The 15,404-nt window shown below is 59.3% G+C and carries 6 protein-coding genes; 4 read left to right on the top strand and 2 right to left on the bottom strand.

Annotation, left to right across the window (positions count from 1 at the left end; all coding sequences use genetic code 11):
- The first annotated feature begins 1 nt into the window (after position 1).
- From OIU19_RS09350 to OIU19_RS09335, 4 genes are read left to right on the top strand one after another with little or no spacing between them, the layout of a single operon-like run.
- Positions 2-1,165 (top strand): efflux RND transporter periplasmic adaptor subunit, encoded by a 1,164-nt coding sequence (locus OIU19_RS09350; RefSeq protein ID WP_264234780.1) that lies wholly within the window; start codon positions 2-4, stop codon positions 1,163-1,165.
- The gene (locus OIU19_RS09345) at positions 1,162-4,254 is read left to right on the top strand and encodes a multidrug efflux RND transporter permease subunit (protein ID WP_264234779.1); all 3,093 of its coding nucleotides are present in this window, start codon (positions 1,162-1,164) and stop codon (positions 4,252-4,254) included. The genes OIU19_RS09350 and OIU19_RS09345 overlap by 4 nt, the downstream gene beginning before the upstream one ends.
- An 11-nt stretch (positions 4,255-4,265) precedes the next feature.
- A complete protein-coding gene (locus OIU19_RS09340; protein ID WP_186554133.1) occupies positions 4,266-4,940 on the top strand; it encodes a heavy metal response regulator transcription factor in 675 nt (224 codons plus the stop codon).
- On the top strand, positions 4,915-6,333 hold the full coding sequence (locus tag OIU19_RS09335) for a heavy metal sensor histidine kinase (protein ID WP_264234778.1): 1,419 nt from the start codon (positions 4,915-4,917) through the stop codon (positions 6,331-6,333). The genes OIU19_RS09340 and OIU19_RS09335 overlap by 26 nt, the downstream gene beginning before the upstream one ends.
- A 235-nt stretch (positions 6,334-6,568) precedes the next feature.
- Here OIU19_RS09335 and OIU19_RS09330 read toward each other — a convergent pair whose 3' ends face one another.
- On the bottom strand, positions 6,569-6,799 hold the full coding sequence (locus OIU19_RS09330; RefSeq protein WP_264234777.1) for a hypothetical protein: 231 nt from the start codon (positions 6,797-6,799) through the stop codon (positions 6,569-6,571).
- Between the two features lie 208 nt (positions 6,800-7,007).
- Positions 7,008-15,356: an RHS repeat-associated core domain-containing protein gene (locus tag OIU19_RS09325; RefSeq protein WP_264234776.1), complete on the bottom strand. Its 8,349-nt coding sequence runs from the start codon at positions 15,354-15,356 to the stop codon at positions 7,008-7,010.
- Positions 15,357-15,404 lie beyond the last annotated feature (48 nt).

The raw sequence follows: 15,404 nt of genomic DNA, 5'->3' as shown, positions 1-15,404 counted from the left end.
GATGCGACGTCCGTCCCGCTCTGTGTTTCTTGCCGCCTTGGCGCTCATTGCCCTGATTGGCGCAGGCGGCTGGCTGAGCCAACGCCAATCGGCGCCGGCCGTCCGTGCGCAAACGGCGATTCCAGTGCGGGTGGTCAGCGTCGCCCAGCAAGATGTGCCGCGCTATGCCAGCGCCATTGGCTCGGTGTTGTCATTGCACAGTGTCGAGATTCGGCCACAGGTCGAAGGCGTGCTGACCCAGGTACTGGTCAAGGAAGGCCAGTGGGTCAAACAGGGGGACCTGCTCGCCACCCTCGACGATCGGGCCATCCGCGCCAGCCTCGACCAGGCGCGCGCCCAGCTCGGCCAGAGCCAGGCGCAGCTGCAAGTGGCCGGGGTCGATCTTAAGCGCTACAAGCTGCTCAGCAGCGACGATGGCGTCTCCAAACAGACCCTCGACCAGCAACAGGCGCTGGTCAATCAGTTGCAAGCCACCGGCAAGGGCAACCAGGCGGCCATCGCCAATGCCCAGGTGCAGCTTTCTTATACGCAGATCCGCTCCCCGGTAACCGGGCGAGTTGGCATACGCAATGTCGACCCCGGCAACCTGGTGCGCACCAGCGATACCCAGAGCCTGTTCAGCGTGACCCAGATCGACCCGATCGGCATCGAGTTCGCCCTGCCCCAGCAGATGCTGCCGACCCTGCAAAGCCTGCTCAAGGCGCCAACCCCGGCCGTGGTCCAGGCCTACCTGGATGCCGACGGCGAAAGCAAACTGCTCGCTGAGGGGCATCTGGCCCTGATCGACAACCAGATCTCGGCCACCACCGGCACGCTGCGGGTCAAGGCCGAATTCGACAACCAGGATGGGCTGCTCTGGCCCGGCCAACTGGTGACGATAAAGCTGCGCACCGCGGTCGACGAAAGCGCGCTGGTGGTGCCGCCACCGGTGGTCCAGCGCGGCGTCGACGGCCATTTCGTCTACCGCCTGGACGGCGACAAGGTCACCAGTGTGCCGGTCAAGGTGCTGTTCCAGGACAGCACGCTGAACATCATTGCCGGGGTCAAAGCCGGTGATCGGCTGGTACTCGATGGTCAGTCGCGGCTCAAGCCGGGGGCTCACGTCGAAGTGCTGAGCGACGCGCCCAACAGCACTGAGATGGCCGATCGCAGGGCGCAGCCATGACTACCCGCAACGGTCTTAGCGCCTGGTGCATCGACCACCCAGTCGCCACCCTGCTGCTGACCTTCGCCCTGGTCCTGCTTGGCGCCATCGCTTTCCCACGCTTGCCCGTGGCGCCCTTGCCAGAGGCAGATTTCCCGACCATCCAGGTTACCGCGCAGCTGCCCGGCGCCAGCCCGGAAACCATGGCCTCGTCGGTGGCCACGCCACTGGAAGTCCAGTTCAGCGCCATCCCCGGCATGACCCAGATGACCAGCAGCAGCGCGCTGGGCTCGACCAACCTGATCCTGCAATTCACCCTCGACAAGAACATCGACACCGCCGCCCAGGAAGTTCAGGCGGCGATCAACACCGCCACCGCACGCCTGCCCCAGGACCTGCCCAACCCGCCGACCTGGCGCAAGGTCAACCCGGCCGACAGCCCCGTGCTGGTACTCACCGTCAGCTCCGCGCAGATGCCCGGCAACGAGCTGAGCGACTACACCGAGACCTTGCTGGCGCGACAGTTGAGCCAGATCGACGGGGTCGGCCTGATCAACATTACCGGCCAACTGCGCCCGGCGATCCGCGTCCAGGCCCAGCCGGAGAAACTCGCCGCCATCGGCCTGACCCTGGCCGACCTGCGCCTGGCTATCCAGCAGACCAGCCTGAACCTGGCCAAGGGCGCGCTGTACGGCGAGCACAGCGTGTCGACCCTGGCCGCCAACGACCAGCTGTTCCATCCCGAGGACTACGCAAAGCTGATCGTCTCCTACCGCGACGGCGCACCGGTACACCTGTCGGATGTGGCCAAGGTGATCCAGGGCGCGGAAAACGCCTACGTCAAATCCTGGTCTGGCGATCAGCCTGGGCTGAACCTGGTGGTGTTCCGCCAGCCTGGGGCGAACATCGTCGATACCGTCGACCGGGTGCTGGAGGCGCTACCCCGTCTGCAGGAAATGCTCCCGGCCTCGGTCGAGGTGTCGGTGCTGCAAGACCGCACCCAGACCATCCGCGCCTCGCTGCATGAGGTGGAGCTGACCTTGATGATCGCGGTGATCCTGGTGATCGGCGTGATGGCGTTGTTCCTGCGCCAGTGGTCGGCGACCTTGGTGGTGTCGAGTGTGCTTGGCGTGTCGCTGATCACCAGCTGCGCGCTGATGTATATCTTTGGTTTCAGCTTGAACAACCTGACCCTGGTGGCCATCGTCATCTCGGTAGGCTTCGTGGTCGACGATGCGATCGTGGTGGTAGAGAACATCCACCGCCACCTGGAGGCTGGCGACGACAGCCGCACCGCGGCAATAAAAGGCGCCGGCGAGATCGGCTTTACCGTGATATCGATCAGCTTCTCGCTGATCGCCGCATTCATCCCTCTGTTGTTCATGGGCGGCGTGGTTGGACGGCTGTTCAAGGAGTTCGCCCTCACCGCGACCTCGACCATCCTGATTTCGGTGGTGGTATCGCTGACCCTGGCGCCGACCCTGTGCGCGCTGTTCATGCGCCGGCCACCCAAGGAGCATCACGACGGCTTCGGCGAGCGCCTGGTGCGCTGGTACGAAAAAGGCCTGAACCGCGCCCTCGCCCATCAACGCCTGACCCTCGGCGTGTTCGGCCTGACCCTGGCGCTGGCGGTGGTCGGCTACGTGGCCATCCCCAAAGGCTTCTTCCCGCTGCAAGACACCGGTTTCATCCTCGGCACCAGCGAGGCAGCGGCCGACGTCTCTTATCCGGCGATGATCGAAAAGCATCAGGCGCTGGCCAGGATCATCGAGGCTGACCCTGCGGTGCGCGCCTTCTCCCACGCGGTGGGGGTCACCGGCAACAACCAGACCATCGCCAATGGCCGCTTTTGGATCGCCCTCAAGCCCCGCGGCGAGCGCGATGTGTCGGCCAGCGAGCTGATCGACCGGCTGCGCCCGCAACTGGCGAAAGTCCCCGGGGTGGTGCTGTACATGCGTGCCGGGCAGGATATCAACCTCAGCTCCGGGCCCTCGCGCACCCAGTACCAGTACGTGCTCAAGAGCAATGACGGCGTCGCCCTGAACCTCTGGACCCAGCGCTTGACCGAGCGCCTGCGCGAGATCCCGGCGTTTCGCGACCTGTCCAACGATCTGCAGTTGGGCGCCAGCGTCACCCGCATCGAGATCGACCGCCAGGCCGCAGCGCGCTTCGGCCTGACCACCACCGATGTCGACCAGGCGTTGTATGACGCCTTCGGCCAGCGGCAGATCAGTGAGTTCCAGACCGAGACCAACCAGTACAAAGTGATTCTCGAACTGGACGCCCGCCAGCGTGGCAAGGCCGAGAGCCTCAATTACTTCTACCTGCGCTCACCGCTGACCAACCAAATGGTGCCACTGTCGGCCCTCGCGCACGTCGCCGCGCCAAGCACCGGGCCACTGTCGATCGCCCATGACGGCCTGTTCCCGGCCGCCAACCTGTCGTTCAACCTGGCGCCCGGGGTAGCCCTGGGCGATGCGGTGCGCATCCTCGACCAGACCCAGCGCGAACTGGGCATGCCCGACTCGATTGCCGGCAACTTCCAGGGCGCCGCCCAGGCCTTCCAGAGTTCGCTGTCGAGCCAGCCGTGGCTGATCCTCGCTGCGCTGGTGGCGGTGTACATCATTCTCGGCGTGCTCTACGAGAGCTTCGTCCACCCGCTGACTATCATCTCCACCCTGCCCTCGGCCGGCCTGGGGGCGTTGATCCTGCTGTGGGCGATGGGTCAGGACTTCAGCATCATGGGCTTGATCGGCGTGGTGCTGCTGATCGGCATCGTCAAGAAGAACGGCATCCTGTTGATCGACTTCGCCCTGGAGGCGCAGCGCAAGCAGGGCCTTACTCCGGAGCAGGCGATCCATCAAGCGTGCTTGACGCGCTTTCGGCCGATCATCATGACCACCCTGGCCGCCTTGCTCGGCGCAGTCCCGCTGATGTTCGGCTTTGGCACTGGCGCTGAGCTGCGCCAGCCGCTAGGCATTGCGGTAGTCGGTGGGCTGGTGGTGAGCCAGGCGCTGACGCTGTTCACCACCCCGGTCATATACTTGGCCCTGGAGCGTCTGCTCCATCGCCGCCAGGCCGCCACCGCAGCCGCGCCGAACGCCAGTTGAGACAAGAGAGCATGCGTGTACTGATCATCGAAGACGAAGAGAAAACCGCCGACTACCTGCATCGCGGCTTGAGCGAACAGGGCTTTACCGTCGACCTGGCCCGTGACGGCATCGACGGCCTGCACCTGGCCCTGGAAGGCGACTACGCGGTGATCGTCCTCGACGTCATGCTGCCCGGCCTGGATGGCTACGGCGTGCTACGCGCATTGCGTGCACGCAAGCAGACGCCGGTGATCATGCTGACCGCCCGCGAGCGCGTCGAAGACCGCATCCACGGCCTGCGCGAAGGCGCCGACGACTACCTGGGCAAGCCGTTTTCGTTCCTTGAGCTGGTCGCGCGCCTGCAAGCACTGACGCGCCGCAGCAGCAACCATGAGCCCTTGCAGGTGCAGGTCGGCGACTTGTGGATCGACCTGATCAGTCGCAAGGCCAGCCGCGCCGGGCAACGTCTGGAGCTGACCGCCAAGGAGTTCTCGCTGCTCAGCGTGCTGGCCCGCCGCCAGGGCGAAATCCTTTCCAAGACCGCCATCGCCGAGCTGGTCTGGGACATCAATTTCGACAGCGACGCGAATGTCGTCGAGGTGGCCATCAAACGCCTACGGGCCAAGCTCGACGGGCCGTTCGACAACAAGCTGCTGCATACCATTCGAGGCATGGGCTATGTCCTGGAAAACCGTGCCGGCTAACTCCATCGCCCTGCGCCTGGCGGCGCTGTTTCTGCTGGTGGCGATGGGCGTGTTCCTGCTGATCGGCACTGCCCTGTATCGTCAGGTCGACCGCAGCCTGGACATGCTCCCGGCGGCCGAGCTGGATGCGCGCTTCAGCGTGCTGGAGTCGACCCTCAATCGCTTCGGCACCCGCGAGCATTGGGTGAAGATTCACAACAAGCTCAACCTGCTGAGCGAAGAAGACCGGCGCATTCGCTTCTGGGTGGTGAGCAGCGATCCGGCCTACGAGTATGGCAAACCGACCGAGCAGGTCCGCGCCTTCGCCGAAGGCGCGCAGGGCATGCGCGATCTGCGCCTGGCCGACAGCCCCTATCCGTACAAAGTGCTGGTCAGCGAACTGCCGGCCCTGGGTGAGCGGCCAGCCCTGCGCTTCATGATCGGCATCGATACCGAAACCTTCTGGCAGGCCCAACACAGCCTGCTGGTGGCCATCGTCGGGTTGGCCGTGCTTGGCGTGCTGCTGGCTGCGGTGCTCGGCTACTGGGTGGCGCGGATCGGCCTGCGGCCGTTACTGGCGCTGTCCAATGAAGCGCAAGCCTTGGCCCCACCGCGCCTGGACGGACGCCTGCAAACCCACGATCTGGCACCTGAGCTGGCGCAGTTCGCTGGCGCCTTCAACGCAGCGCTGGACCGGGTCAGCCTGGCCTACTCGCGCCTGGAAGCATTTAACGCCGATGTCGCCCACGAACTGCGCTCGCCGCTGACCAACCTGATCGGCCAGACCCAGGTGGCGCTGACCCGCGGACGCAGCGCCGAACACTACTTCGAGGTTCTGCAATCGAACCTTGAAGAGCTCGAACGGCTGCGCAGCATCATCAACGACATGCTGTTTTTGGCCAGCGCCGACCAGGGCAGCAAGGCCACCTCGCTGACCCAGGCGTCACTGGCCGAAGAAGTCGCCACCACCCTCGACTACCTGGACTACATCCTCGAAGACGCCCAGGTGAAGGTCAGTGTCAGCGGCGATGCGCTGGCGCCGATCGAGAAAGCCCAACTGCGCCGGGCACTGATCAACCTGCTCAACAATGCCGTGCAGCACACCGCCCCCCAGCAAATCATCGCAGTGCACATCGAGGCGGGGCCGGAGCATGTCAGCATCGCTGTGAGCAACCCGGGCCCCGCCATTGCCGACGAGCACCTGGCGCTGTTGTTCGAACGCTTCTACCGGGTCGATGCTGCCCGCACCAATACCGGCAGTGGCAATCATGGCTTGGGCCTGGCAATCGTCAAGGCCATCGCCTTGATGCATGGCGGGAGTGTTTTCGTGCGCAGCGAAGGCGGCGCCAACACCTTTGGTATTCGCCTGCCGGGTAGTGAACCGCATCGTATGGAACCATCGTGTGCCCAATAAAAGGATGAAACCTTCGACGCAGAATAGCGTTTAATGATGGCCGGTCGGATAATGAGCATTCACTCATGTATAAGTCCGGCACAGCCTATCTGTTAGGCTCTGTACGAAAAGCCTTGATACTCAGTGATGCTACGTTGGAAACAGCCTCGGAATGCTCATTTACAACCCGTAAACTCCGCTTCCTCGGCTGTTTTCGCCTTGCCTGACCTTCGTCTCAAGACTTTCCGTACAGACCCTAGGCAATACGTCCTGTAACCCTAGCCTTGTATCGAGGTGGATCGTCGGGCTCAGCATCGGGATCGGGGTCCAGTTGGCGCGTAAAGGTCACTGTGGCACCGACCTCAAGGTCGATAAGATTATCGTATAAGAAATACATGTGCGGTTCACCGTTATCGGGTTTTAACTTCAACCATCCAAACCCACCTTTCACATTTACCGAAACCACTTCACCATTTAAATCTGCCATGACTTCACCTCATTAGTAGAATCATTGCAACTCGCTTGGCTACTCCTACAGCATTTTCCTAAAGGCGCGCTGCCGTACAATTTTATTGCATCCGCCATAAGCGCGGTACTAGCAAATTTATCAGGTGTCACTCATCACACCACGCTGAATAAACTATTGAAATGCCCAGTACATCGACCCGCCAGGCTTATCCTCAGCAACATTCCTGTTAGCCACTCAACCCAAGTACCTGCCAGAGATCGTAGCGAGGACTGACCGCGGGCTCCTTGTAGGGGTTATTAACAGGACGCCTGCCAGAAAAACGCGGGCTTATCGATGAGGTGTTATCGTCATTTACTAACCTTATCGAGGACTCTACTGTTCCTCGCAGGGTATTGACAGTCAATACCCCAACTTCGACCTCTGCGATCGTGGACACGAAGCGCGAACGGTTTGCCCACGCGTAGAACTGGGCCGGTTTCCCGGTCAGTTTGAGAGGGTCCGGCCCATCCCAAAAACTTCGCAACTTGCCCAGCCACCTTGAGTTTTCATAGCTAGGCATTGGTTTAAGCGGTCCAGCAGGAGCGCTGAAAAAGTCGAGGTTCGCCTTGCATATGTATTTTTGTGCAGTGGACCTGATGTTAGCCGGAAGATTAAGGACGCTTTGCTTGATGCTCAGCCACAGCGACTGGCGAGCGATCCTGCTGCTCAAGATGCGCTTGAGCCAACGCCCCAGGCCTTTCACACCATCGCCTAGGATACGCGAGGTCTTCCCCAGGAGGTCGATTGTGCCTTTGAGTAAACTACCCGCCATCTTCACCCCCCCCCAAGCTATCGACAAGACCCCCGTAGCCATAGAAAGGATACCCAGCGTTCTTGCCAGCTTTGGATGACTTTCAACGACCAACTCCGAGACAACTTCCATCGTGAAGGAAGACGCACTTATTGCCGTCAACAGTCTAAACACCCACATTGACGCCGTGCCCGCTGAAACTATAGAGGCCCCGATGCCCACTACCGTTAACGCAAACGACATGGCCAACCCACGCCAGGTGGTACCGGCCACCATCGACTGGGTTTGTTGTAGATCCTTGTCGAGGTCGCGCAATTCATGCCCCTGCCCCCAGCGACTAAGCATGATCGCCCCACTAGGGTCATGCAGGTTTACCGGGTCCGGGCAATGCTGGTAGGGGTTGTGCCCGCCCTCCCCGCAGGGGGCCAGCCAATCTGGCTGGGCGTAGCGGCAGAGCGTCGGGGCGTAGCTACGCTTACCATTGCCAGCGTGGTAGTGGCCTGTTACCGGATCGCAGCGCATACCGTTGTAACCGCTGACCACCTCTGCAAGCAGTGCCCCCTCACCAAACGGTAACCGGGGTGCCAGCGATAATTCGCCTCCCTGGACCTGTCCAGCGACACCGACCTGCACGTCGTCGATCAGCCAACGCACTTGCTCGCCGTCATACTCCGCAAGGCCTGCGGAGATACTGGTGCGCCGCGTAACCTTGCGCCCGTTGTCGAACCAGACTTCACCAATCAGCTCCTCACCGTCATAACGCAGCTCGCGGGTGCTTTCGTCTTGCTTGACGAACTGCGCCGCCAGGCGCTGATAACCATCGTACTGATAGCTCGACAGCAGACCCCCGCTGGCATCGCTGACCCTGTTTATCTGACCGCAGATGTTGTAGCCAAACTTGCGACCTTGAGTGTCGTTCTGCAGGTAGCCATTGTCACTCCAAGACAGGGCCACGGCCTCGCTACCCCGCTGCACGGAGGTCATTTGAGTGGGGTCGGTGCCCGCATCATAGGTAAATGCTCGACGCTTGGTGGTGCCATCAAAACAGGTGGTTACACAACTGACGAGGTTATCCAGTGCGTCCCAAGTGAACGTCTGCTCTTTGACTACATTGCCTTCGGCATCTATCGGGCAGTGCAGGGCATTGTCGGTATCACAGGTATAGCGCTGCAGCCGGTCGAGCAGATCGTAGGAGAACCGCTCGAAGCGCTGAAGCTGGTTATTTTCGTAACTTATTTTGCTTGCCAGCCTACCGTCGCCTTGCCAGGTCATACGCTGCTCAAAGCATGCAGCCCCATTGTGCAGGAAACTACGCCTGGTCTCCTGGCCTAGGCCATTGTGCTCGCTGAACACCTGCCACTGCTCCCCAGCCTGGAGCGCGTGGACCTTACGCGATGCTAGCTGACCCAAAGCGTCGTAGCGGTAGGCTACGTCTTCATGGTCCTGACAGGTGCGTAGCAACCGCCCGTCGTTATCGGTAAAGCCTCGCTGCCAGTGGCCGTCAGCGCGCAGGCAGGCCACGGTGGTGCCGCGCAAGGTCTGCCACTCGACACTACGCACAACGCTGTGGGGGGTAGTTTGTGTGCTCTGCACGCGACCGGGCAGGCTTCCTTGGCTGAAGCTTTGACCCCAAGCGTCGTCTGCGTTACTGCCTGCCGCAACAGTGGTTACACTGTTTTTACGGGTTAGACTGGCAACGGTACTATCGTTTGCGCCCCAGAACACCCCGCTGGGATGGACTCGTGTATGTAAGCGTGTCTTATCGGGCAGGGTTATGAGATCTTGATTGTCGTCAAAGCGGTACGTACGACTGCCAACCGTGCGCGACTCTAGAGTAGAGCCGTTGCACACATTCTGTGTAGCGACCACTTTGCCACCCACTTTGAGCTGGGTGACCTGGTTGCTGAGGCCGTGATAAATGCGCTCGATAAGCGTTGCGTCCGGACGGGTCACTGTAGTCACTCGTCCAAGGGCATCGTACTCAAAGCTATAAGTACGCGTTTCATCGCCCACGATACGCTCGCTTTCAACCACATGCCCATTCGCATCAAGGCGCTGAATCAATTCCAGCTGGGGCTGGCCAGCGCCGTTCGACAGTAGCTCCGTACGTTTGAAAGTACCGTCGTCTTTAGTCAAGTATTCGAGAGTGCGTTGCGTGAAACATTGTCCTGCCAGGCCATGCTCAACAGTGAAGCGAGTTGTACCCTCGTGAGCCTCCGGTATTGAGAAAAGTGAGGAGGACGATACGTAAAGACCAGGTGCCTCGCCCTCCACAACTCCGGTGAGCCGTGAGAAAAAGGTCAAGACGTTGACATCGTCTTCGTCAGGCGTGGATTTCATCTTGTTAAAATCCACAGACAGCTGTGGAAGCGTCAGCCCCGCGCGAAGTTCGCCGTTAATTAAAACACTGCATTCAACATCTCGTTTTTCATAACGGGTTGTACTCCCTACTCCTGGAGCGCTGAAAACGGAGGTCTCGACCCTATCAGTCCAGTAATCATCCAGATGCTCACAGTAGCCACCCCCTTTGTACCCGGCCATCCCTTGCAGCAACTTCATCAACTTCAAGGGGTCGTAGCTGCCCCATTCAAAGATCCCCAACGCCAATTTGAAACCTTGGTCCATGAGGTTTAGTATTTTTTTAGCATCCTGGGCAAGCGCGGTATTTTTGAACTTATACAATTGCTGCAAAAGGCTAAAGAACTGTGCAGCGCTCACGCTGTTTGCCGCACCGAAGCCCTGATAAGAAATTTCGCGAACGTCTTCTTCATCCTCGATTCGCAGTGTTTCGGCTGCACTCGACTCACCCTTAACAACTTCCCCTCGCTCCTTCACCCAAAGTTGAGGCCGCAACGGCGTCTGCACCTGCGCTCGCTCGACCACTGCCTGACCTCCCGGCAGATAGTCCCATTGGTAACGCCCGAGCACGTGCGAATCATTCAGCCCTGCGAAGCACATCTCGAACCATGGCACAGCAGCAGCCGTACCGGCCAGCTGCCTCTCGGTGCGCCACACCCTCTGAAAGCCATCCAGGTAGGTGCGGCTCTGTTCCTTGTTCGCCTGTGTATGGGTCGCCACCTTGCCATCACTTGAGTAATGGGTGCAGATGTGCACATCTGCCTTTTGCTTGTCGGTATGGCGCTGTTGTCCAGACTTGAGCCGATACTGAGTCTGTTCGACCACGCGCCCGGCGGCGTCATACGCCCAATACGTCTCAGTATCTCGTTCGACCCGCCATAGGCAGCGCTGGCTGTACCGTGAGCACTGCTCTTCGCGTATTAGTTGGGTACCCGCCAGGGTTTCACAGGTTGTGCGCACTGTGATGTACGGTTCATTGGGGTTGTCGTTAAACCACTGGATGTTTTCCAGCTTGAAGGTTTCAGTGCCCAGGTGAGATAGCTGTGTGTCCTTGCTAGTCCACACCCTCACCTTGCTGGCACCACTCGGAGTTTTCTTAGGGTTGATTGCCGACACGCTTTTAATCCGCTGATGCCACAGCACATCGCCCTCACCGTCTTGGACCCAGCGGGTGTCGTCAGTGAACTGCCCGTTGAACTCGCCCGCTACCGCTACCCCCTCGATAACTACCTGTTGAGCTGGCTCCAGCATATTCCGGCCGGCGCGCTCCAGTACGCTATAGCCAAATAACTTCAAATCCTTGGGGTTGCCGAACTCATCACATTGATACTCGGCCATCAGAGGCCGCTGTGCATATTCAGGCAGTTCAGGGCAGCCCAGCCGCGGCACGTCGGACAACCCCAGGCGCTTGGCAACCTGTGCTGCAACGGCGTTGTCGCCACCACTTTGCGGGTAGTACGCACGGTACAAGGTGTACTGACCTTGCATGATCATCTTCACCATCAGGCCGCTATCGTTGTTCTCCGTCAGCAGTATATCCACCGCCTTGCCCTGCTCCTGGCGCTGCGAAGCTGGTGTGACGCTTATCAATGTGTGGATCGCGCTGATCAATTTCTTGTGGTTGTCTTGCCCATAGTTCCAAAGGATCTCAAGGGTTGCAGCCTGATGTTCAACCCGGCGTGGACCCGTGATCAATACGGCTTCACCGTCTTTGTCAATGGCTACCTTGATCTGCTCGATCGCTTTGACCAGATCATCGCCAAATCCCGTATAGCGAATAATCTGGGTTGTCTTCTTGTTCTGGGCCTTGAACTCGATACACTGCCGCTCTGCGGATGCCGATCCAACAATGAGCTCCTGCCGTTGCGAGTTCGCATCCCTACCGAACACTTGCAGATAACGCTCTCGGACCCCATGCGCGCCGCGTTCGCCAGCAACGATGTACAAAGCATGGTTGGTGTTCAGCAGTCGGCCTTTATAGCGCAAGGTATTTATCTGATTTTCCTGGCCATCACCCGGGACTAATGCATGCAGCACAACCCGTGGCCACAGAGGCCGATCCTGTTCTAGGCGGATACCCGGTCGATATTTCACGTATTCCACTGAGCCATCGCGCTCCTGCAATCTGCACAACACCCGATCCAACGTCGGGTCGTCGTCATAGCCACAGTCGACCTGCTGCACTATCACGCCGCTTTGTTCTCGGGTGAGGGTGCGCAGCAAGTGTTGGTTAAGTTGCAGCTTGACTTCGTAGGCCTCATCACTTTGGGGCCAGATCTGCATCTTGACCTCGGCATCAGGACTATCAGGACTGCTGTACTCAGCCGTGAACAGCGCCTCTTCTGCACTTTTAATGCAGATGAGTTGGAATTGCCCCTGCAGGCGCTTCCACCGAAGGTCTAGCGCTTCGCCATACGCAGATTCGATACGTGAAGGCAGCAGTTGCACAAAGGGACGTTTGTATTTCGCAATACGCTCATCAAGATGCTTGGTCTTACCGTGCTTCGCCCAAGCATTGCGGGCTTTGGTGTAATCCAACACAGCGCTGCCATAATAGCCAACCGGCCAAATCCTCCAGAGTACCCATTGTGTCCAGTGCTCTCCGTGTACCGGTAGCCAAGGGAACTTAGGCTGATGCTTCTCCTTGATGGCTTCGAGCGCCGCGATAACCTTCTGACGGAATTCGTCATTGGGTTCGAAATCGTCACTATCGGCGGGCTGACTCAATATTTCCCGGCGACCCGTGGGCATGTCGATCGTAAACGTGCTGAAATCTGCAGTGCAGTGAACTCGAACCGTTTCTTTCTGCAGCGCTTGCCCTTTGCCTAGTTGCTCCCACTCCAGCTCGGTAAAGGTGACCCGTACACCATTGGCTAGGGTCAAGCGACGCTCACGCACATCCAAACTGGAAAAGCGCCAGGCCCAACCATCACCCAGGCCGGCTTCATTGCCGCGCAAGGCTGAGTAATGCAAGGTCAAGTCACATAGCGGCCCCAAACCGCTCAATCCTTGCAGGGTGGCGACCGGGTAGTGTGCATGGAAAAGGCCCGTGCGTTGATCCACACCGGTTTCAGTTTGGCCGAGGGTGTCGAATAGCTCCGACTGTTCGGTACTACCATAGTCTTCACACAAGTGACTGCTTGGCTGATAGGGCGCCAAGGCAGGGGACGGTGTGTATTTGACCTCTTGGGGAGCGTGCCAGAATCGCGTTTGGTCGAAAGCACCGATATGACCAACTGACTCTTCACCCTCGCCGCGGATGCTATCCGGGTGACTCAGGGTGACCTGGTAGGTGCATTGCCGGATTGGCCCACTCCAAGTAATTCGGTTGGCCGTTACCGATTCAGGCCATATCGCATCCTCGCCTTTAGCCGTCGGCACACAGGCCGCCACCCGATAGCCCTTGTCGAAAGCCGCCTTAGCCATGCGAAACTCCAGCTCACCCGCTAGCGAATCGACAGTAACCTGTAATGAACCGCCGACTGAAGCGAGGGTGACTATCGGGGTCGCGCCAGTGGCCTGTTCAGCATCATCAGTCACTGACTCTTCCTCGCTCAGGCACTCGAGTTCGACCTCCAGTTCAGAGAAGCGCGGCATCCACAGCTGCATTTCAGCTGCTGTCGTGCTGCCCGCTTCCATTTGAAGCTCGGGCCAGGCCTTGTCGTTGACAAACTGAGCCAACGCGACGCGCCAGGTATAGTTATCGAGCGTGGCTCCCTCTTTATCCTGCGCTGGTGTGAACACAGCATTGTGCAGCGGCTTACCGTTGATTGCATGACGCAATGTCACTTGCACCCTGGCTGCGCTGGTAACGCCTGCCGGTAGCTCAAGCGCAGGCCCCGGCATCCGGTTGCCTGCATCCGATAGCGAGGTAAAGATGCGTAACGCATCGCCTCGATGCCAAAGCCCGAGGTCGCTGGTATCAGTGATGATGAGACCGTCCGAGTCTGGACGGGTAGCTCCCGCGCGCAGGTAAGCAGACACATCCGAAGCGTTCAGCGCGGTGGCCCAGGCAGCCAGCCATTGGCCACTGGCTCTTTGATCGCTGGTGGGGGTCCATTCATGGTGGCCGAGCATGCGTTGAGAGAACGCATCGTATACCCAGGCATGCAGTGTTGTTCCCGCAGGCAAATCCAGCGCTCCGTCAACCTTGCGAGCTTCCCACCACGTGCTTACGGTCAGGGTCACGCTCAACTCTGCACATTGCGGAGCCCAGAATGCATTACCGGTGTCAGCGGGTATTACATTGCTGTCATCATTCAATACACCAGCACGCAGCAGTTGGCTATCACGAATGATCTGCTTGCATAGGTGTTTGGACCATTGTGCTGCAACTTGCTTTTTACTCGGCGTGAAGAAATGCTGCTCGAACAGCGCTTGGGTCTTCAGGTCTCGGACTTGCAGGCAAAGTGTTTGCTCAGCGGCCAATTGAAAGCTGTCATTACAGGCCAAGGCCTGTACCAAGTTGCTGGCGAAGGGGGCGTTGCTGAATGCCCGGTATTGGGCATGGCTCCAAAGGCGCAATGGTGCTTCAGTAGTAGAGAAGCTGTTGTCCTCAGCCCACCGTCCAGCAGTGATCCCCGCTTCTTGGTTGGCGATGTGCTTGGCGAACGCTTGCGGCCATTGGCTCGGATTGGATTCATTATCCTGGGCGGTGAAGCCGAACCGAGTAATTTCGCCGTCACGCCGATTGACCAGAAACGCGCTGAGTGTCTCCCCGCTAGTCAACGCCCTACCCGCTTTGACAGGAACAGTGCTGTACCAGCCATTATCGACGCTGCCCACGCGCTCCAGAGTGAAGTCCTCCATATCGGGGAGGTAGCCGTCGGGCTGGGTGGTGATCAGATAAGGTACAGCGAAAGGTTCAAACTCGGTTGTGACCCCGTAAGGGCCTGCGAAGGGTTCGATGTCGCCAGCGATACCGCGCAGCAGGTAGAGGTTGCCGACAAACTCCCAAAGCTGATGCTGGTTGTTATACACACCACTTTTCAATAGCACCGGGTGATCAACTTTTAGCCGATCGTAGGTCTCTCGAACGCTGTCATCGACTAAGAAAACAAATTGCGGATACTGCCCGGGAAAATTCTGTACCTTCACGCAACCATAAAATGAGTGATAGTTTCCGACGCCTGTTGGAACCTCGACCAACACCGGCCCAGATGCGGGTGTAAGGTCTCCCCACTCCTCAGGGGCGAGCCGCACCGCGCCAGCCTCTAGCAACGCCTCGATCTGCTCAGCCTCTTCTTCGATTTTCAAGTCAAGCTCAGGCACCTTACTGATGCTTGAGTAGGCGAGCCTTTGTCGCTCAGAGGTGATGATTTCCAGTCCATCACCATACGCGAACTGATAAACAGCGTTGACGCCGTCCACGGTAAGCGCATCGCCGGTTTGGAAATACTTCGAGAATTGGTAATGGGTGTACGTCATGGCGTGCCCCTCCAAGCGGTGCATAGGGGGGATTGCACCAGGTGGCGC

Source organism: Pseudomonas sp. BT-42-2 (assembly GCF_025847435.2).
Lineage (GTDB): Bacteria > Pseudomonadota > Gammaproteobacteria > Pseudomonadales > Pseudomonadaceae > Aquipseudomonas > Aquipseudomonas urmiensis.
The sequence above is the reverse complement of the archived record's forward strand: the minus strand, read 5'-3'. Positions and strand labels throughout refer to the sequence as shown.